The 18,863-nt window shown below is 51.6% G+C and carries 18 protein-coding genes; 10 read left to right on the top strand and 8 right to left on the bottom strand.

The window, feature by feature from the left end; translation table 11 throughout:
* Window positions 1–306: 306 nt before the first annotated feature.
* Both MW898_RS04720 and MW898_RS25945 read right to left on the bottom strand, forming a co-directional pair.
* Window positions 307–708 carry a hypothetical protein gene (locus MW898_RS04720; RefSeq protein WP_248905025.1) on the bottom strand — a complete coding sequence of 134 codons (402 nt, stop codon included), beginning with the start codon at window positions 706–708 and terminating at the stop codon, window positions 307–309.
* 216 nt (window positions 709–924) lie between these two features.
* The gene (locus tag MW898_RS25945; RefSeq protein ID WP_248905023.1) at window positions 925–1,656 is read right to left on the bottom strand and encodes a helix-turn-helix domain-containing protein; all 732 of its coding nucleotides are present in this window, start codon (window positions 1,654–1,656) and stop codon (window positions 925–927) included.
* A gap of 249 nt (window positions 1,657–1,905) precedes the next feature.
* Here MW898_RS25945 and MW898_RS04710 point away from each other — a divergent pair, with 249 nt between their 5' ends.
* The 3 genes from MW898_RS04710 (at window position 1,906) to MW898_RS04700 (ending at window position 4,917) form a co-directional block, all read left to right on the top strand.
* Window positions 1,906–2,385, top strand: a complete 480-nt coding sequence (locus MW898_RS04710; protein WP_248905021.1) for a universal stress protein — start codon at window positions 1,906–1,908, stop codon at window positions 2,383–2,385.
* A gap of 324 nt (window positions 2,386–2,709) precedes the next feature.
* Window positions 2,710–3,327, top strand: a complete 618-nt coding sequence (locus tag MW898_RS04705) for a GAP family protein (RefSeq protein WP_248905019.1) — start codon at window positions 2,710–2,712, stop codon at window positions 3,325–3,327.
* 528 nt (window positions 3,328–3,855) lie between these two features.
* Window positions 3,856–4,917, top strand: coding sequence for an actin-like salactin (locus MW898_RS04700; RefSeq protein WP_248905017.1), 1,062 nt, complete (start codon window positions 3,856–3,858; stop codon window positions 4,915–4,917).
* A 95-nt stretch (window positions 4,918–5,012) separates the two neighbouring features.
* Here MW898_RS04700 and MW898_RS04695 read toward each other — a convergent pair whose 3' ends face one another.
* On the bottom strand, window positions 5,013–5,741 hold the full coding sequence (locus tag MW898_RS04695; RefSeq protein ID WP_248905015.1) for an ATP-binding protein: 729 nt from the start codon (window positions 5,739–5,741) through the stop codon (window positions 5,013–5,015).
* Between the two features lie 295 nt (window positions 5,742–6,036).
* Window positions 6,037–6,636: a methyltransferase family protein gene (locus tag MW898_RS04690; RefSeq protein ID WP_248905012.1), complete on the bottom strand. Its 600-nt coding sequence runs from the start codon at window positions 6,634–6,636 to the stop codon at window positions 6,037–6,039.
* Window positions 6,637–6,805: 169 nt separating this feature from the next.
* On the opposite strand from MW898_RS04690, the gene MW898_RS04685 reads away from it, so the two are divergent.
* From MW898_RS04685 to MW898_RS04675, 3 genes are all read left to right on the top strand, one after another.
* A complete protein-coding gene (locus tag MW898_RS04685) occupies window positions 6,806–7,549 on the top strand; it encodes a thermonuclease family protein (RefSeq protein WP_248905011.1) in 744 nt (247 codons plus the stop codon).
* 281 nt (window positions 7,550–7,830) lie between these two features.
* On the top strand, window positions 7,831–8,124 hold the full coding sequence (locus MW898_RS04680) for a hypothetical protein (RefSeq protein ID WP_248905010.1): 294 nt from the start codon (window positions 7,831–7,833) through the stop codon (window positions 8,122–8,124).
* A gap of 169 nt (window positions 8,125–8,293) precedes the next feature.
* Entirely contained in the window at window positions 8,294–8,662 is a 369-nt protein-coding gene (locus tag MW898_RS04675; RefSeq protein ID WP_248905009.1) for an ArsR/SmtB family transcription factor, read from the top strand.
* 476 nt (window positions 8,663–9,138) lie between these two features.
* On the opposite strand, the gene MW898_RS25470 is transcribed toward MW898_RS04675, so the two are convergent.
* Both MW898_RS25470 and MW898_RS04670 read right to left on the bottom strand, forming a co-directional pair.
* Window positions 9,139–9,267 carry a hypothetical protein gene (locus MW898_RS25470; RefSeq protein WP_264555125.1) on the bottom strand — a complete coding sequence of 43 codons (129 nt, stop codon included), beginning with the start codon at window positions 9,265–9,267 and terminating at the stop codon, window positions 9,139–9,141.
* A 173-nt stretch (window positions 9,268–9,440) separates the two neighbouring features.
* On the bottom strand, window positions 9,441–9,890 hold the full coding sequence (locus tag MW898_RS04670) for an ester cyclase (RefSeq protein WP_248905008.1): 450 nt from the start codon (window positions 9,888–9,890) through the stop codon (window positions 9,441–9,443).
* Window positions 9,891–10,190: 300 nt separating this feature from the next.
* Between MW898_RS04670 and MW898_RS04665 the strand changes: the two genes are divergently transcribed.
* The 3 genes from MW898_RS04665 (at window position 10,191) to MW898_RS04655 (ending at window position 13,226) form a co-directional block, all read left to right on the top strand.
* Entirely contained in the window at window positions 10,191–10,913 is a 723-nt protein-coding gene (locus MW898_RS04665) for a HalOD1 output domain-containing protein (protein WP_248905007.1), read from the top strand.
* A gap of 328 nt (window positions 10,914–11,241) precedes the next feature.
* Entirely contained in the window at window positions 11,242–11,610 is a 369-nt protein-coding gene (locus MW898_RS04660; protein ID WP_248905006.1) for an ArsR/SmtB family transcription factor, read from the top strand.
* Window positions 11,611–12,344: 734 nt separating this feature from the next.
* Window positions 12,345–13,226, top strand: a complete 882-nt coding sequence (locus tag MW898_RS04655) for an NAD(P)H-binding protein (protein WP_248905005.1) — start codon at window positions 12,345–12,347, stop codon at window positions 13,224–13,226.
* 24 nt (window positions 13,227–13,250) lie between these two features.
* On the opposite strand, the gene MW898_RS04650 is transcribed toward MW898_RS04655, so the two are convergent.
* A complete protein-coding gene (locus MW898_RS04650) occupies window positions 13,251–14,549 on the bottom strand; it encodes an NAD(P)/FAD-dependent oxidoreductase (RefSeq protein ID WP_248905003.1) in 1,299 nt (432 codons plus the stop codon).
* A 208-nt stretch (window positions 14,550–14,757) separates the two neighbouring features.
* Entirely contained in the window at window positions 14,758–16,764 is a 2,007-nt protein-coding gene (locus MW898_RS04645; protein WP_248905000.1) for a bacterio-opsin activator domain-containing protein, read from the bottom strand.
* 712 nt (window positions 16,765–17,476) lie between these two features.
* Here MW898_RS04645 and MW898_RS04640 point away from each other — a divergent pair.
* Window positions 17,477–18,649 carry a glycoside hydrolase family 18 protein gene (locus tag MW898_RS04640; RefSeq protein WP_248904998.1) on the top strand — a complete coding sequence of 391 codons (1,173 nt, stop codon included), beginning with the start codon at window positions 17,477–17,479 and terminating at the stop codon, window positions 18,647–18,649.
* Window positions 18,650–18,863 lie beyond the last annotated feature (214 nt).

Raw genomic sequence — 18,863 nt, 5'->3', positions numbered from 1 at the left:
ATATTTCGACTGACATTGTGACCGTATTTCGAAAAAGCCATCAAATGAACATCGAACCAACTTACCAATCTCAATAATCGTTCGGGTATATCACACAGAGGAATTCGAAATTTGAATTCTCTCACACTGGAGCAGCACCGCCTCGATCACCGGCTATCAAACAGATCGGTATCGTCAGTACGGACAGTTCAGTATCTAGATCGATACTCATTTTATCGAGAGCGAAAACGAGGGAGCGTGCGTGGACGCGACACCTCGTTCTCCAACTGACGGCGTGTTCAGAGAGACGGTTCCGCGCTCGGGAAGTCAGCCCGAGAGAACAACGATCGGGATCGAGATCGTATCCTGTTTTCCAACAGCGATACCAGTCAACGAAACATCGTCCTGTTCGGCATCGGGGAATGAGAGAACGAAATCCAAATCGTTCACGATTTCTGGAACCCACAGCGTACAGCTGCCATCTTCGCCGACTGGAAGCTCACTCACGCTGTACGATGGATGTGTTGCACTGATTGCCATCTGTGGCAGTGCATCGTCACTCGTCGCACTCAGTGTAACTGTGAGTCGACGCCACCGCGGTGTCGTGTGCTCGTCAATCCGGTCTTCAGCTGATTCGTCTCCTGAATTATTGGCTGGATACGTCGAAGTTGTTCCTTTGAGACCGTCTGTTTCTTCGTCTATGTCTGGATCAAGGTAGGAGCTATCCATAGTGGTAGCTTCTAGTTACTCCCACGAATTGGTATCGATATCTCGCTAGCAAAATATCTGCTGTTTGTCCTATTGATAAGAGTTTCAATCAATTGAATAGTCATCTACGAGGAGCCTGAGAGACAAGACGGGGGAACGCCCGATTGAATTGGTGAGATAGAGCGAATTACTCCATTCAAAAAGACACATTCCAGAGACCAGCTACGATATGTACGTCTACAGTCGCCCCGTTGTCGACCGGGTAACGAAACGCTGGATGATCCACGCTTCAGCCTGTTGGAGTCGGTACTGGAGCGTCGATAAGGGAACCTCCAGCGTTGCGGCGAGATCAGTGAGTGAAATATTGCGTGGCGTCTGATAGTAGCCGTATTCAACAGCAGCTTCGACAGCAGTACGCTGTTCATGAGGTAGATCGGCAATCTCGATTGCTTCGTCAATCCAGTAAGAAGGCTCGCCAACTTGCCGAAATTCGAGCTCCAGTCCCGTACGGAGTTCTTCGTTGAGTGCCTCGTAGAGTTCAGTGGCAGGAGCATCATCACACATGAGCAACCGCCATTCGTACTGATTCTCGTGCCGTTCTGCATCACAGATCAGCCCGTCACCGAGATAGCAGGTTGCGAGGTGTGGGATCGACCAGCAGTCGCTTCCAGCAGGACGATACGTGTAGACCAGTTGCCTTGTTGGCTTTCTGGTGAGGATTTCGTACTCCCAATTTGTGTGACAGTGTCGCTCTCCGATACACTCGTTGCAGTGTACGGAATTAGTGAATGTTTCGCTCAATTGATCGAGAGCAGCCTCGGAACCAGTAATCCGATCGAGTCGCCACAATCCATCGACAGATACGTGACACGTAGTTGTCTGTGCTCGCGTATCCGGATGTTCGATGAATACGTCCATAACGGGATCGACACCAGATTCGTATGTGATGGTAACGATGAATTCACGCACGATTTTCTCTTGGTGTACACCGAACAAATCCGTTCCGTGTGAGCATTACACATACAATGGTTGACTGATGGGAAAACTCGTGGTTTGAGTGTCCGGTCCTTCTGTCAGTACAATCCTCTACCGGCACATCAACCATTCACCTATCCAGTTTGGATACTCGTAGAAAGGAGAGCCGTTGGTGTCTGCCCACAGTTCAATTCGGTGGTCACCGAACGATCATCCAATACGTGCTGTCTCGAACTTTCGTCCATGAGCAAAGAGACAGCAGCGATTGAAAATCGGACTGAAGATATGGATCGGACAATCCTCGTCCCTATCGATGATTCAGAACAGTCACGAGAAGCAGTCGCTGTTGCAGCGACTGACTTCAACGATGCTGAGCTCATCGTTGTTCGTATACTCAAGCCATTCGTTGTCATGTCAGTCACCGAATCAGCGGTTTGGGACGACGAATTCATGAATCGTCGGAAACGGGAGGCAGAGCAACTCCTTGAGGACTATCGGGAACTCGCAACCGAATATGGAGCCGATGTACGAACCGAACTTGTACGAGGGGCACCGATACGATCAATTATCAGTATTAGTGACGAATTCGACGTTGACCACATCGTCATGGGCTGTACCAAAAAGCGGAGTATTAGCCGATTGTTTCTGAGATTATTCACTAATAGGACACTGGGATTCACACCAGTGTCAGCATCAGTGACGGTTGTCTGTCCGACTAATTAACAGCCACTACTCGCACGATGTTACTCAGAGACCCGCGTCGAGATGACTGAAAGTGACGGGCGTAATTAGCCTCGACATTCGTGTTCAAACGTTCCGCTCTCGGCCCGTATTCGCTGAGTGTGCTCTGTCACGGCATGCAGAACAGAGACAGCGATCATTCCCCCCGCCACGACAGTCTGGCACAATTATATCAATACTGGTCAGTACGAAATTTAAACTTACTTCACGGTGTTTAGGCAACCATGTGGAGACGAAGAATGAGTCGAACGATTCGTGTAGGACCGTCGGTCGAGAGTCGGATTGCATCTCACAAATGATCAGAATATGACTGCTCTTACACCACTTCCACTGGCTGTTGTGATGGTCGCAGGGCCACAGATTCTGAGTGCTATCTTCCTTGCTACGAGCGAGGATTGGCGCTGGAACTCTGCCGCATTCGTCTTCGGCGCCTGCCTCTCTATTAGCCTCATTGTCACGATCGCGTTTCTGTTCGGAAGTGGGACTCCCCGCCAAGGAGGCTCACGCAGGACACTCCATCTCATCGTATTCGTTCTTCTCCTCTTTGCAATGGTGCACGTTTATCTCAAGCGAGAGCAGTCAGAACCACCGAAATGGATGGGGAAGCTGGCGTCAGCGAATCCTCGGTTCTCATTCAGACTTGGCTTCTTACTGTTGGGCTTTTTCCCAACTGACCTCTTCACCTCAGTCGCTGTTGGGACCTTTCTCTCGGCGAACAGTGCACCGCTGACAGATTCTGCAGGGTTTATTTTCCTGACAGTTTTATTTCTCGCGCTCCCATCGCTCATGCTGGTCCTGTTCGGTGAACGGGCAGAGGCGCTTCTCCCGAAGATTCGTACCTGGATGAACACGAATTCGTGGATTGTCAACGAAGTCGTGATCTTGTTCTTCATCGCCATGACAATCAACAACATCATAGGATAGAATAACATTCATTTTCAGACAATATTGGTCAGTTAGCACAGGTCTACGAAAACTGTCTGCAGACGCCAGAGAACGATGTTTCGAGTTCTACTACTCTAATCACTGTCTGAATCAAGCCATCAGGACGACAATTCTGACTTACTCACTGGAGACCGAACTCCACCCAAAGCGGGTCGTGATCCGAGATATATTACGAAAGTGAACATTTGCTCAGATCACGGCCCGGGAGATGCCCGAAAGTATCAAGACAAGATCCTTCACGAGACCTCATCTGAGTAGGTAAGACACCACACAACGATAGCGTGCAGTGCTATAACGGAATTATTCTACTCTCACTACCGAAACACCACTACTCGTCTGGGTCACGAATGGAGCGAATTACTGACCGATAATCAAGTAGTTCCATTCAGAAACATCCACGTATTCAGACATACAGCATTCACAATCTGTTCTTGTTTGAACACGATCATAACACCGCCGCTGCGTCTTGTGGTTGTTTATATATCAGGCACCAGTACAGGTAGTCATATGCTTGAAGAGAAGATGGACCAGGTCGAAGAAGAGCGTCCTGCTCCACTCGGTATTAAGCTCGGAAGTACCCGAACAATCGTCGCTGAATCGCAGGAAGAAGGTGTTAAAACGCATGATACACTTACTTGTCTGGCAACGTATGAAGACGTTCTAACTGGCGATCAACGTATTATCTACGGTGAAGAAGCAGCGTATGAGTATCCTGACGAAGTTCAATTCATGCTGCGAACCGGGTTGCCAGAGGATGAAACACAAGCGGAGGCAACTGCGATGTTTTTCGACAGCGTCGTCAAAGCGACAAACACACCATCCGACAGCGTCGTCGTGTACGCCATTCCAGCGATCAACAATGAGCGTGGGCTTTCGAACTTGGCTGAGGTTCTCGAAGAGAGCGGTGTCGGCGAACACCTGATCCGGAGTTATCCAGAGTCACTCTGTGGCTCGGTGCCGGTGTTCGGGGACGAGTTGGATGCAATCGGGCGTATTTTTATTGCTATCAATTTTGGATCGACGAATCTCGGAGCCTGTGTGTATCGGCGGGGCGAGCAACTCTCACGGTTTGCGACTGGTGCAATCGCAGGCAACGAGGTTGACCGCTGGATCGCCAACTACGTCGAAGAGGAAACACAGGGTCGGGTGAACATCGACCAGACGACCGCACGAGAGTACAAAGAGCAGCATGGCGATTTCAACAATTTCGAGCCATTCACAGATATTATCCAGCAACCAGGAGGTGGCACGCACGAATACACTATCGAGCGCAGCGTAATGGATGCGCTCGACCGGTACGTCGACGATGCAATCGACGAGATCGCTAACACCTTCCTGCCACAGCTGGCGAACGACTATATGAAGGTCTATAAACACACACTCCAAGAGCCGATCGTTCTGACTGGTGGCATGGCGTGCATCCCTGGTCTCGTTGAAACCTTTGAGGAACGCCTCAGCAAGGAACTCGAACACGACATCGTTGTAAAAGCACCAGACGATCCCGTCACGGCAGCAGCACGCGGTGCCCACCGCATTGCTGAGCGGTTCGTCGAAGAGGGAAGGTACTGATCTGCTCTCTCTGCTCCCAAAGACCACCACAATCAGACAGCAACTATCGTTCCGCAGTGATTGAGATTGCAGTGCTGTCGTAGTGAATTCACTCGTTATTCCCCAACGTGTCTCTGTCCAGAGGCATCGGTGTTCGATATCCCTTCTACGATGCGTTCGTATGAAAGAGATGGAACTGTCTCGCTCACCCACTCGGCCAGTGCATTGAGCCGTTCAATCGAGTACCGATCAACGCAGTCCTCACGTGGGAGCTGGGCCGCTATCTTAGATCGATTGGTACTGAGACATTGGGCATCGAGGAACCGAACTATCTCTGGTGATAACTTATGAAGTTTCTCGAAGAACATCTTTTGTGGCGTGATACATTGAAGATGATACTCAAAGTTGCGACGAATGCGTGTTTCGTCATTTCTCTTCCGGCGTCGCAACGTCTCGTCGGTGGCAGTGAGTAGAAAATAGCGATCCGGAAACCCAACAGACTTCTCTTTCAGCTTTTCACGGTAGAAGCGACAAATGGAGTCAAGCGGGGCGAATTCATCGATTGTGGCGTGTGTATTCGTTTGGTGGTGAGCAATCCAATTGTACCAGATGGGTTGGAAAACGTCACCATCCAAGATCACGAGCTCGTGGTCCGTTTCGCGGTCGACAGCGAGTTGCCAGCGGTCGCACTGGCGTTCGAAGTACCACGTTGTTGCGTCTTCTTCTGACGTATCGAAGAGTGTGTTTACCTCAGGAACACGATAGGCATCAAATTCGGTACAAAGGGCTTTGGCGGTCGTCGTTTTCCCGACCGCACTCGCTCCTTCGAGTGAAATAATCGTCACTAGCTCGGGTTTCGGTATGGTGGATGAAAAATAGCCCGTGGTTCACCGACGGTGTGAACGAATCGCCGTGTTGGCTACCATCGTACTGAAACAGTCGCTTACGAGATCACCGGCAGTGAGAACGTTTTGCGCTCCCTCAGAGTCAGGGTACGTCACTGCGACGATGGAGCTGAGCTGATGAGTGCGTGTGTCGGAGTCGTTCTCGACTCAAGTCTGTCATTCCGGCGTGTTGCGTATTGTCCTTCTCGACTCATCGTTGGAGACAGCAACGGAGTTCTGGTCCGTTCTCACGTTTCTACCAGACGTGCGGGAATATCCGATAGGGTGTTCGGTTTGTGTACGCACGATACGCGTCTTCGAACTGCTCTCGAAGCGCTTGCTCTTCGACGTTGATTCGGTAGCCGTAGGCACAGCCGATACAGAGCACCATCACACCGATGCTTGCCCAATTAGCGAGGATGACCGATATTCCGACGAACGTAATGATCGCTCCGGTGTACGAAGGATGACGAACCCACTGATATGGTCCGGTTTCGATGATCGTCTGATCGGACTGCGTCAGTATTTTGTTCGTGAAATATCGATCGAGGGTCCACACGGCGTACTGGCGAATCGTGCCGCCAACGAGTATGAGCGCAATTCCGACGGCGAAAACGGCTGGTGGATACCACGAGATTGACAGCGAAGGGACGAGATACACGAATCCGACACTAGCAACGATCCCACCCGTTACCGCGACAGAAATGACGAGCAGGGAACGCCCACCGTGAGATTCTGCCTCTGTTGGGGATCCACGACGTATCGTACGGAAGAGATCGGGTCCGTAGACGATTGCGATCGTTATCCAAAAGACGATCATGTATGGACGGTGACCGAGGACCGATAATGACGACATAATTGGAGTGTGATCAGGAGAGTAAAAAACCACATGTCTGCCTTCATCTCTCACAGAACGACACGAACAGAATAATGAGCGAGATACCGACCCACGTGATCGGCCACGAAGTATTTAATTAGATGACGTATCCTCTGGCATATCAGTTCGAGGCTGGTGAGCAAATCGAATGATGAAGAAAATCGGAGCAGTCGTTATGATCGCACTCGTAGTACTTGCTGGATGTTCTGGAACTCCCTCATCATCGGATCGAACACCGACGACGTCCGTTGGTGAAGAGACACAACCACAATCGACAGAGAGTGGCGAAACTGAGACAGAATCACCATCGAAGACGCTGTCGACAGAGACTCAGATCAGTAGTACAGAGACAACAGCAACAACAGCAACAACGACAACGGCCGGTGCCGAGCCAACAGACGCACCAGTTGATGGTAGCAATCACACCGTAACTGTCTACGACGTGATGGACGGTGGCGATGTGATCATCGTTGCATTCGGCAACGGCAGTCAGCGGTCGGTCAAACTACACGGTGTCGAAGCACCCGAAACCTCGACATCGGAAATCACTCCAGACGCGTTCGACATGCCAGCGACCGATCAGGCACGAAACTGGCTCTATCGATGGGGGCACAACGCACGCGAGTATGGAGAAGAACAACTCGACGATGAGCAAGTGAAGATCGTCGTTCACGGACACACTGCAACGGGGACACCGACGGTATCTCTCTACTACGGAAACGCTCAGACCACGTTGTACAATACAAAGCTGCTCGAGAATGGATATGCGCGTGCCACTGACACAGCACATCCCCTGAGTGATGAGTTTATAGACACTGAAACAGCCGCCCGCGAAGATACCAACGGACTCTGGTCCTTCAACGAGAGTCAAGACGATTTGTCTCACAGATAGACGTCAATCTGGCAAGTCGGTTCACACACGATACTCGATTCGATCGGCGTGATCATGTCGGAACGTGTATTTCACGAAATGTTTGCTCACACGATCTCAGTGCAGCCCCACGAGCGCAGAAACGATTGAGACGGTTCGCTGTTGCTCAGTCGAAACTGGAGATGAGAGAGAAGCAACTGTTTATCTGGCAAAATACCGAGCCGGGAGGAGACAGTCTGTTCAGACCAGCAGACTCTGTCTGACGCGGATTTTTATAATAACACCATGTAGTGACTACCATGATGAGTGTCGAGCGTTCTTCACAGCGGTGTGAGCTGCATGCCGCTGCCGATCTGCTCGCAACTCTTGATGAGCGTCTGATCGAACACCTCACTGTCGACGATTCTCGTACGTTCGTGCTCTATAACGAGGCTATTCTCGACCTCACAGTGAGTGACGGAGACCTCTGTGCGGCTCGTTCGTTTACTATCGGCTTGCAGGGGTTCGCTCAGCGTGTGAGTGACCCTGATCCAGAGTCGGTCATTACAGCGCTCTGTCGTGACTTGACTGCGTCGATCGACACGAAACAACGCTAGTTCTCAATCGAAGCTCGTTTTCTTCAAGTTAAGTGGCTCAATCCACGATGGTATGCCGTTACTATGTATCACTATTTGGGCAGTATACAGCCATTAATTAGTATAATAAGCGTGGTTACAGTTCGAAGCATCCACATACCAATTATAGTCCCGTTATAGGTTACCTACGATGAGCTTACTTCCACTCCGTGAAGAACCACGATCGACCCCGACCGACCCATGCATTCTCGAGTTCGACGATGAGGTCGCTGATGAGGTATTCGAGGCGCTTACGGCCTCCACGACCCGAACAGTATTGGCGACCATCTACGATCACCCGTCGACATCGACGGATATCCGCGACGAAATCGATACCTCCCTCCAGAACGTCCATTATCACCTCCAAAAACTCGAGGAAGCCGGTCTCATCGAACCGGCTGGCATCGGCTACTCCGAAAAGGGCACCGAAATGGCGGTGTACGCCCCGGCCAACGAGGCGGTTGCCCTCGTCGCGGGCCAAGACGCGCATCATCACCACCTCAGCGAGTTCTTCTCCTAATCCGAACGAGAGCGATTCTCTCGATCGTTGGATGATACTGCACGTCGTTTCGACGGATAGTGCGACCAACTGAGTAAGAGAATCAACGAATCGCCACCGCCATAGTACCAACATCGAGAGCGTACAATCGGAACAGATGGCCGCGTGGTAGAATGCACTTGGTTACGGTCGCTAGTGACAGCTACCAATCGTACGGACTAGTGTAACTGATTCATTCATAAAATAACATTACATACAATACTCATGGTGAGTATGGCCTTGGCGACATTTAACTAACATTCCTACTAGTATTTTGATTGTGAGCCATCAGCTGCTACCAGCTGCTGATATCGGGTGCTACAGAGGTACACCGCATAGAAATACTAAAAACAAATAGTGCTGTGATTTTATTGTATATCACATCATCTGATCTGAAATGCATAACATAATTATAAAATCATGGATTAGTAGAGAATACCATCAGTTATTCAATAACATTACTGCAGGAAGTACATGACAGAGAGGTAGTGGACGCCACGTTGTTGTAACGGACGGATCGACACCAACTCTGTGACAATCTCATCACGAACGAAAGTGATGAACTCGCGCGCGAACACATTGGCCACAGAATACGACCCGAGTGTCGCTCCCATTTTTCAGAGCACAGGGGATACAGCTGTCGTCGTCAGTAATCGAACTGTCTGTGGTCTCGTATCGGTCGAATCCCATAGACTAGAGATGGATATCGCGTACAATGCAGATGTTGCACGGAACAGGTGCACAACTCACGTGTGGTATGTCACGTGGCGTCGGGAGGGTTTGGAATCACATCGAGTTGTTGCATCATGCTGAGAGCGTCGAAGATGACCCACCGTTCGGCTACCAAACCGTCTTCAACACGGTGAATAACCATCACCGGGACCTCAATCGTGTTGCCAGTTGCTTCAATATCATTAAACTCACCCTCATGGATGCCGTGAATCGTCGCCCGAAGAACCACACGGTTATCTTCAGCAATTAACTCTTCGATGACGACCTCAAGATCTGAAAACGCGTCGCGGAGCGGTTTGTACACCCGGTTTCTGAATCCGTCCGGACCGTGAATTTCACCTAGCGTCGGATTGTGCTCGACAAAGTCGGCAGCGAAAACCTCCTCAATTGCTGTATCGACACCTTCAGTCATGATCTCGTTCGGAATCCTGCGCACCACCGCTTTGTTGTCGTTCGCAGAGTTGGATGCGGATGTCATTGTCCACCACCACCGTTGTTATACGATCCGCTTTGGCATAAAATCTCACTGATGAACTGTGACTGATACAGCAGCATACCGGATCCTACCCTATTAATTCACTCTGAATAGTTTTGGATAAAATAGAAGGCAACAACTGACGAAGATAGATCGTTCATATTTTCCACTCAACAAAAACATGTTTACATATACACTGTGTGTAGTAAGTATGGTATCGAAAACAGCGCTGGAACATATGTTATACGATATCACACATCCCGATGGTTTTTAACATACATGCCGCAATAGGTAAACACGGCCATGAGTATCGAGGCCCCCAGCGCTCAGTTTCACGTTCCACTCGGTTGTGAGGACGAATTGAGCACGCAGATAAGTACAGCAATGGTGAGCGTGCTCGACACAACACCCACTGCACTGCCGCCGTTATACAACGCGATCGATCCCGAAGCGCTTGAGACGATTTTCTCGCCTCACCGCTCGGAGTCGTGGGGGACATACGATTGTCCCACGACGCTGGCGTTCGAATGGTGTGAACGCGGGGTGTGGATTAAGTACGCAGGGAATGCAGCTACCGCTTCCCGCGAACGCACGCTGACAATCACCACTGATGCACCGTCGCCGAGCGCCATTGATCCCGAGTTGCCAACCGATAAGACCGTGGCGTGTAACAAGGACGTACCGATCGATGTTGTCGGTACGTCTGTATTCTTATCGATCGCGGATGTCGTGGACGACGATCTACCAGACATTTGTGATCGGTTAACGAATCGTCTCACGCCCGACGCACTCACCGCACTATTCCAACCACAACAGGACGGAACCGCCCGTGCAACTGGATCGCTCTCGTTCGTCTTCGAGGGATACGCAGTGACGGTCACAAGTGCGGGTCGGATTTCGATCGCCACAGACGATGGACAGCTCGCGTTACACAGTGAGAGTACTCCTAGTGACAACACCGTTCCGGCGTTGGTCGACGACGCAGCGTGGTCACTCACAGAGGATAGACCCAAACCGTCTCGTTAGTCATGGGTCACACGACTAATCGAGCGTCGATGGATCGCGCTATCACTCACCTCAATTAGTTTGGGCGCACCACAACAGCTCTCACCAGGTGACAGACGCCGCAAGATTGTAGCATTATGTTCCCTCAGTCAAGGGTATGAAACGCAGGAGATCCGCGAAGTAGATACATTTCGGGTCCTCGAACCGAATAAGAGCAGAACAACACGGAGAGTAGGATACAATTACTCGACATTAGTGAGTTAGTAGTAGCCCATTAACCACCATCATACGAACATCTGTTACTCGAAGTGTCCACATACCAATTACAGTGGCGTTATAGGTATCTGCAATGAGTTTACTTCCACTCCGTGAAGAACCACAATCGACCCCGACCGACCCATGCATTCTCGAGTTCGACGATGAGGTCGCTGATGAGGTATTCGAGGCGCTTACGGCCTCCACGACCCGAACAGTATTGGCGACCATCTACGATCACCCGTCGACGTCGACGGATATCCGCGACGAAATCGATACCTCCCTCCAGAACGTCCATTATCACCTCCAAAAACTCGAGGAAGCCGGTCTCATCGAACCGGCTAGCATCGGTTACTCCGAGAAGGGCACCGAAATGGCGGTGTACGCCCCAGCCCACGAGGCGGTTGCCCTCGTCGCGGGCCAAGACGCGCATCATCACCACCTCAGCGAGTTCTTCTCCTAATCCGAACGTAACTCAGTCCGCTCAATGCGAGACATGTTTCATATGTAGATACCAGCGTTTGGCTACATCATCCGCGATTTATTCGACGGTCGTAGTTTCTCTGTAACTCGGCGTATAATCGTGAAATTCTGCGGTAGGTGCCGATCTGAATGACAATCGCCTCGGATCGGACGACTGGTCGGCGTTACCGCCGCATCTATTACAGTAATACGTCTGTAACGGTGAGCATCGAAGTTACATCTCCAGATGCGTCTTTCGATCGGCATCATGCAGATTGGTAGAACAAAAATTAGATAGATTCGTGAGAGACAAACCGTCCCGCGCACCCATAAATATTGAATTAATGAAGTAGATTTGAAGAAATGAACATTCCGCAGAAGCAAAGATGGTAACAAAATAGTTTCTGGATTGTATTTGAGTACGCATCGTCGAAACCGTAGTTACGAACATCGATGGGTGATGATAGTGCACTCGAATCGGACTGCCGAATGATACTATGAGCCCAGTTACGAGTGAAAGAGAGTGTCGATTTGTAACAGCAAAACAGGCCCATTCGACGAACGTAGTGGTTTCGAATACAATTTCGGAAAATGATGTGGGCATCTACTGTAACTGTATAGTGATTCTTTGTTGATAGTAACTCTCATAGATCAACAGATGAAACTGTATATGTAATTCCTCGAATCAAGATGAAATCCCACATTTCATTTCTCCTGACGACGATACGCAAATTGATGAACGTCCTCGTAACGGGAGCGACCGGATTTGTGGGAAATTCACTCGTCCCAGCGCTCGTATCAGCAGGACACACTGTCACGGCCATGACCAGAGACGCCTCGTCGTACGATCCACCAGACGGCGTCTCAGTGACCGAATGCGATCTCCTCAGTCCGGAGACACTCGAAGATAGCTTCCAGAGCGTCGATGTCGCCTACTACCTCGTTCACTCACTCCAGACAGGCGAAGCATTCGCTCGACGAGATCGGGAAGCGGCTCAAAACTTCGTCCGAGCGGCGAGCAAAGCAGGAATCGAGCGCGTCATCTACCTCGGCGGGCTCGGAGAAACAGGAGGTGAACTCTCCGAGCACCTTCGCTCACGACGTGAGGTTGAATCGATTCTCGACTCGAATGAGTACGAACTGACAACACTCAGAGCAGCGATCATCATCGGTCGAGGAAGTACGAGTTTCACCATGATTAGACAGCTTGCCGAACGGCTTCCAGTCATGGTCACACCGAAATGGGTTCGAACAGAGTGTCAACCGATTGCACTCCAAGACGCGATCGCGTATCTCGTCGGTGTCCTCGACGTACCCGAAACAGCCGATGAAACCTTCGAGATCGGTGGGCCAGATGTGCTTACGTATCAGCAGATGTTGAATCAGACTGCATCCCACCTTGGAACAGATCCACTCATCATTCCGGTTCCAGTGCTGTCGCCCGCACTATCGGTCTACTGGGTCGACCTCGTGACCACCGTCCCACAGAGCGTCGCTCACCCGCTTATCTACGGTCTCAAGAATTCTGTCGTCGTAACTGATGATCGTATTCGTGATCTGGTGCCGATCACGCTGACACCGTTCGATCAGGCGATCGAAGACGTACTGAGTGAGTAACAACATCAAACCAGAACACATCGCTCAGTTGTGCTCGTTTAGAATCGCACGCGCAGCTCGTCTACCGCTCTGAAGCGCGGATTGGATAGACGACCATCCAGTGTAGTCACCAGCCAAGTAGACCGATCCGTCCGGTGCAGCTACGTTCGGAACTGTGGCGTGGATACCAGGCGGTTGGTCGAACTGGGCAAACTGGACGTGATCAGTGTGAACAACAGTGAGATCGTCAAACCGATACTCCGGAAACCACGATTCGAGCGCCGTGCGACTCTGAGTGGCCAACTCGTCTGGGTCTATGCCTACGTCTGCGTCTGTGTCGGGGGGTCGAAGAAACGTTGCACAGAGTAACTGCTGGTCCGCAGGCGCGTACTCCGGAGCGACGGCCGACAGCGGGGCAATATGGTTCGGTTCGCCATCGTGAGCATTAAGGAGGAGACGTTTGCCCATCGCAAGCGCTTCTGATTGGGGAAGGGCGTAATACTGCGTGGTGCACCCTCGACTGTCTGTTGGGATAGACGCGACGTCGGTGAGTGCACGCGCTGTTATGGGATCAGTTGCGACGATTGCGCTGTCGCCGTGTATCGTCTCTTCTCCGAGATCAATTGTCACGTCAGCGGATGGCACATCGCTGTCAACGGTAGACTCGACGGCTACGACTTCAGTGTCTGTTTCGATTTGGACGCCAGCAGTCCGAGCGCCAGCAGCGATCTGTGCCGGGAGTGCTCCCATCCCTTCCGCAGGAACCGCAATACGACCCTCACTCAGCATTTTGAACGTGTACTCGAAGACCGCAGCTGCCGTCGAGAGCGACCGATCGAGGGTAATCCCTCCGTAGAAGGGAGCCGCGAACGAATCGACGAATGTCCGTGAGAACCCGCGATTGATGAGATACGTTTCGACAGACACCTCTGGACCGGGGAAAATCGTCTCCGGATCTCGATTGCGGAGCTCACGCTGGAGTATGAGCACTCGGAGTTTATCGGCCAAACTGATCTCGTCGTTGAGCAACGTCTCGATCGCCGTGTGAGGGTCTCGAAACGGATCTGACAGCACCGATCTGTTCGAGGGACGAGCAATTGTCGCACCCGGTGTGAAATACCGAAGCTCCAACGCATCGAAATCCAACTCTCGACGGGCAGCCGGGTATGCAGTAAACAGCACCTGAAAGCCACGATCGAGAGTGAAACCCTCTCGCCGCTGAGTGCGGACGCGTCCACCGATTTCACCACGTCGCTCGAACAGCCGAACATCGAGTCCGGCCACAGCGAGACGACGGGCAGCAACAAGCCCTGCCAATCCAGCCCCGACGACGAGAACAGTCATGACGAGAGATTGGGCAGAGACACACAAAAGATGCAGGAGTTTGTTGATTCATACGCTATCAAGACTTGCGAGTCCAAAGACAACGAACCCCGGTGTGTGCGGCGCTTACTGACTCCGTCACCCGTTCATCGAGCGTTTGCTTCAAATTTCGGATCTTGAAAATTATTAGAAGAGACGTCGAACGTCGGGGGATAGATCGAACTATCCATCAATCAAAGAGTTCCGCGATAAGTTTCCCTTCTGCCGCACGGAGATGCTGGTGGAACGTCGAGCGCGCGATACCCATCGTCTCGGCCAACTCGTCACTAGAGATAGGGCGTTTCCTCTCGTAGAACCCACTCACATATGCTGTCTGGAGCGCCGTCAGCTGACGCTCCGTAAGCGTGTCTTTGAGCTGTTCGATGAATTCCTGCTTTGTCTCCGGGGGTCGTTCTTGCTCTCGGTATCTGGTGAGTTCAGTGTTTGGATACTGCTCTTTGAGCATTGCAACGATGGCTCGTGCATCGGCTTCCGTGGGAAGCTCGACCGACACGTGTCCGGTTCCATTGGTGGCTCTCATTGAACGTGTCTTTGCCCCTCGCTCTGCAAGTGTTGTAATGATCGAATTCTTTCTGACGGTGAATTCGAAAAGATTCCCGCCGTCGTGTGCGCTGACAAGCGTCACGTCGTCAACATCTGGATACTGCTCGATGCTCTTCTCGATCAATGCCAGATCGATATCAGCCGTAAAGAACATGAGCATCGACCGGTCCGTTCGATAGATCGATCCGTTGTACTCGACATCGGAGCTGTGTCGAGCGGAGAGGTCGACGAAAAAGAGATCCCGCATCTCGAAGTCAAGTTCGACCACGCTATCTGCTACAATGATCCGCTCGCGTTCAAGGGCATTAATCGCGGTTGCTGTTGCGCGTCCCAGTGCTTCCAAGACGACCGCCTCGCGCTCGTTCAGTGCGTCTTCTTCAGTCGTACAGACGATGAGGACGCCGTACAGCGTCTCGCGGTAGACGAGTGGAATTGTGGCCACCGCCTTGCAGTCAGCATCACCCACAGTTGAAGGTACATTTTCGACGATCACGGCGAGGTCGTTTGGATCATCAATCACTTGAGCGCACTCGGTTTCGTACGTCTCGACGATAGGGGATATGTCGGCCGAGTCGGTTGTGAGATCGATGTCGAGAACTGCATTGTCGGGAGACCACGCTCCCGCTTGCGCAGTTGCCACGATAGTGTCGTGCGAAAGATCAGGCACACCAATCCAGCAGAATTCGTACGGATCCTCGGCCGCAATGCGCTCACAGACCGCGCTCTCGACATCCGCGCGGCTCACCGCCTGAACGAGATCGCTGTGGACGTCCTGAAGAAGTCCCTCAATTCGAGTTAATAGGTGTTCGAGTCGTTGTTGTTCGCGTTTTAGTTCGAGCTCCGCCTCTTTGCGCGCCGTCACGTCGGTCTGGAAGCCGACGAAGTTGGTGGTCTCGCTGGTCTCATTGCGGACCGGCGCGATATCGACTTCATTCCAGAACGTTTCGCCGTTCTTTCGGTAGTTCACGAGTTCGACAGACACCGACTCTTCTCGATCGATGGCCTCACGCATGGCCGCGACTGCGCCCGGATCTGATTCGTCCCCCTGCAGAAATCTGCAGTTTCGACCGATCGTTTCCTCTTTTGTGTATCCGGTGAGCTTCTCAAACGCGTCGTTGATGTAGATGAGAGGATTGTCTGGCTGTTCTGCGTCTGAAATCGTAATACCGACTGGTGCCTCCTCTATTGCTCGTTCCTTGAGTTGAAACTTCTCTCGCACGCCGATCGCTTCGATCGATAACTGTAGACCGTTGTCTCTTGGTCCAGCGGCGACCGCAGACCGAACGCGTTCGACGAGATATGTGGGAGAGTCCTCACCCGCGAACGGGACGAACTCGGAGACATTGGCCGCGATCGCTCGGCTAGCGAGAACTCCGTCATCTGGACCGAGGAGGACGACCGGAAGATCAGGATAACGTTCACGAACCGTTTCGAGAACAGCGATACCGTCGACGCCTGTTCCGTGACGGACCACGACACAATCAGCACTGATGACGTGATCGAGAGTTTTTTCGTGACTGAATCCGACAGCGGAAAAATCCGGCTGTCGTTCGAGCACCCGATAGAACTCGTCATCCTCGGCCGAATCAGCTGCGTAGAGAAGCCGGATCGGCGGGTCGAGATTCCGGTTCATGTGAACCATTCGTCACCGATACGTATACCCACGTTGCCACGAGTTCTGATTTGTGATTGCTCTTCACTTGACCTGTTGGCCAACACGACCGAATGAGCAACGAAACGGATGGAGCATTAACACCGATTGCAACACTGGTTTATGCTTTCGGCGGTGTCAGAACGTTGGTTTCCGCACGCGTGCACAGTCGAGGACTTACGAGAGTCGTGATAGATTGTGTTCCGTCCGAAGCGTTTGCTGCGATCTCCGATCGAGTCCGGATGTGACATCCCGCGTCGTAGATGTCAGGAGATAACATAAAGTAGGATCCCCTTATGCGTACAAGCGTCGTGTGCGAAAACAATCATACTGGTCTGGTTCAACGGGACGATCGAAAGCATTTCCCAGCGAGTAGGGCTGGTATTGATAAGATAACCGTCGCAGACGATACTGATCCAAAAAAGCAAACTATCGAGCAGCAGTCAGCTGACACGATTTCTGAGACTGGTTCAGATCACAGTACGGGTGACAGTGGATGGAATACCAGCCCCGAAGGCTGGAGTTCGACCACCGACCCAGTTGCGTGGTTGATTCTCTTCCGAAGGATCGGAACTCTCTGCGCTGAGATCTGTAGCTGGCGGTCTCTAAGCAGTTGTCTCAACGAGAGCCGGTATCACCCAGAGAATCGACTGGAATGCATTGACCGACGAACGACCACACGCTTCGATCAACGATGACAGACAAAACGACAATGATAGATAAGACGACAGAGACACAGACACGGAGACGTACCGTACTGCGAACTGCAGGAGTACTAGCAACAACGCCGCTCCTCGGGCGTATTGCAGGAGTGGGTCGTGCCGAACCGGATACCATCACCCACCCGCGGATCGTCGGCTACTATCCTTCGTGGGCTGGGGACTACACTCCTTCAGACGTTCCGTATGATAAGCTCACTCACCTGCAGTACGCGTTCCTCGAACCGCAGTCAGATGGCACAGTTGTCGTGGGCAGCGCTGCAGAAGAAGACCTTCTCAGCGAACTCCAGACCTATGACAACGAGGACACGGTATTCGTTCTGTCGATCAGTTCAGGTTGGTACTCAGGGACGTTTTCCGATGCTGCCTCCACGCCCGAGCGACGCCAGCGATTCGCGAAAACGGCCATCGATATAATGGAGAAATACAATTTCGATGGCCTTGATTTGGACTGGGAGTTCCCAGACGGAACGGTTCGGGCCGAGGACCCACACAACTTCACACTCCTGTTAGAAGAGTGTCGCAAGCAACTCGATTCGAGAATCGGCTCGTGGACCAGCCTGAGTATCGCAGGATCACAGAATTACAACACGATCGATCAGGCGTACGAAGTCGATATCATTAGTGACTATCTAGATTATGTCAACGTGATGACTTACGATTTCAACGGTGGATGGAGTAACGACACCAATTTCAACGCCCCGTTGTACGCGGCATCGGACGATCCGGACGGTAACACCACGTTCAATGCCAACTACGCGATGGAGCACTGGGCGAGCAAATCGATAGCGACGGACAAGCTCGTCGTGGGAATGCCATTCTATGGTCGCTCGTTCTCCGGAGTGGCTCCAGCCAACGATGGCTTGTACAATTCGTTCGATTCGGAAACAGCAGAAACGTATCAGACCATCGAAGAAACGATCAAGCCACAATCCGATTACGAATACCACTGGCATCCCGACGCAGCGGTACCGTGGTTGTATTCCGCTGCGGATCAAACGTTCATCTCCTACGACGATGCAGACTCGATTGCGAATAAAGCGGAATACGCGCGGGAATCTGATTTTGGTGGAGCGATGTGTTGGGAACTCTCCCAAGATCCCAGCAACACGCTCATCGACGAAATACATAGTGTATTTGATAGCTGAACCACACGAGACATGAACAGCTGAATCGAGGCTGTCGATGTGTTTTTTGTCACCAGACGTAACGTCGAGAAAGTACAGGTGTTGTCTCTTCGAAATGGTATTTATTACTCTTTTCCCGTTGTATCAAATTTCTCCATATGCCGTGGTATTATCACTATGTAGGCGTCTAAACGTCTAAGATGGACGTTTCTGCTCATTTCGGTGTCTTTCACGG

Source organism: Halocatena marina (assembly GCF_023276375.1).
Taxonomy (GTDB): Archaea; Halobacteriota; Halobacteria; order Halobacteriales; family Haloarculaceae; genus Halocatena; species Halocatena marina.
This window is presented reverse-complemented; position numbering and strand designations above follow the sequence as displayed.

Excerpts from the sequence above, each read along its gene's own strand:
- MW898_RS04720 (WP_248905025.1), bottom strand. The coding sequence starts at position 708 with ATGGATAGCTCCTACCTTGATCCAGACATAGACGAAGAAACAGACGGT.
- MW898_RS04665 (WP_248905007.1), top strand. The coding sequence starts at position 10,191 with ATGAGTATCGAGGCCCCCAGCGCTCAGTTTCACGTTCCACTCGGTTGT.
- MW898_RS04710 (WP_248905021.1), top strand. The coding sequence starts at position 1,906 with ATGAGCAAAGAGACAGCAGCGATTGAAAATCGGACTGAAGATATGGAT.
- MW898_RS04680 (WP_248905010.1), top strand. The coding sequence starts at position 7,831 with ATGAGTGTCGAGCGTTCTTCACAGCGGTGTGAGCTGCATGCCGCTGCC.
- MW898_RS04705 (WP_248905019.1), top strand. The coding sequence starts at position 2,710 with ATGACTGCTCTTACACCACTTCCACTGGCTGTTGTGATGGTCGCAGGG.
- MW898_RS04640 (WP_248904998.1), top strand. The coding sequence starts at position 17,477 with ATGACAGACAAAACGACAATGATAGATAAGACGACAGAGACACAGACA.
- MW898_RS04650 (WP_248905003.1), bottom strand. The coding sequence starts at position 14,549 with ATGACTGTTCTCGTCGTCGGGGCTGGATTGGCAGGGCTTGTTGCTGCC.
- MW898_RS04670 (WP_248905008.1), bottom strand. The coding sequence starts at position 9,890 with ATGACATCCGCATCCAACTCTGCGAACGACAACAAAGCGGTGGTGCGC.
- MW898_RS04645 (WP_248905000.1), bottom strand. The coding sequence starts at position 16,764 with ATGAACCGGAATCTCGACCCGCCGATCCGGCTTCTCTACGCAGCTGAT.
- MW898_RS04655 (WP_248905005.1), top strand. The coding sequence starts at position 12,345 with ATGAACGTCCTCGTAACGGGAGCGACCGGATTTGTGGGAAATTCACTC.
- MW898_RS04660 (WP_248905006.1), top strand. The coding sequence starts at position 11,242 with ATGAGTTTACTTCCACTCCGTGAAGAACCACAATCGACCCCGACCGAC.
- MW898_RS04700 (WP_248905017.1), top strand. The coding sequence starts at position 3,856 with ATGCTTGAAGAGAAGATGGACCAGGTCGAAGAAGAGCGTCCTGCTCCA.
- MW898_RS04690 (WP_248905012.1), bottom strand. The coding sequence starts at position 6,636 with ATGTCGTCATTATCGGTCCTCGGTCACCGTCCATACATGATCGTCTTT.
- MW898_RS04675 (WP_248905009.1), top strand. The coding sequence starts at position 8,294 with ATGAGCTTACTTCCACTCCGTGAAGAACCACGATCGACCCCGACCGAC.
- MW898_RS04685 (WP_248905011.1), top strand. The coding sequence starts at position 6,806 with ATGATGAAGAAAATCGGAGCAGTCGTTATGATCGCACTCGTAGTACTT.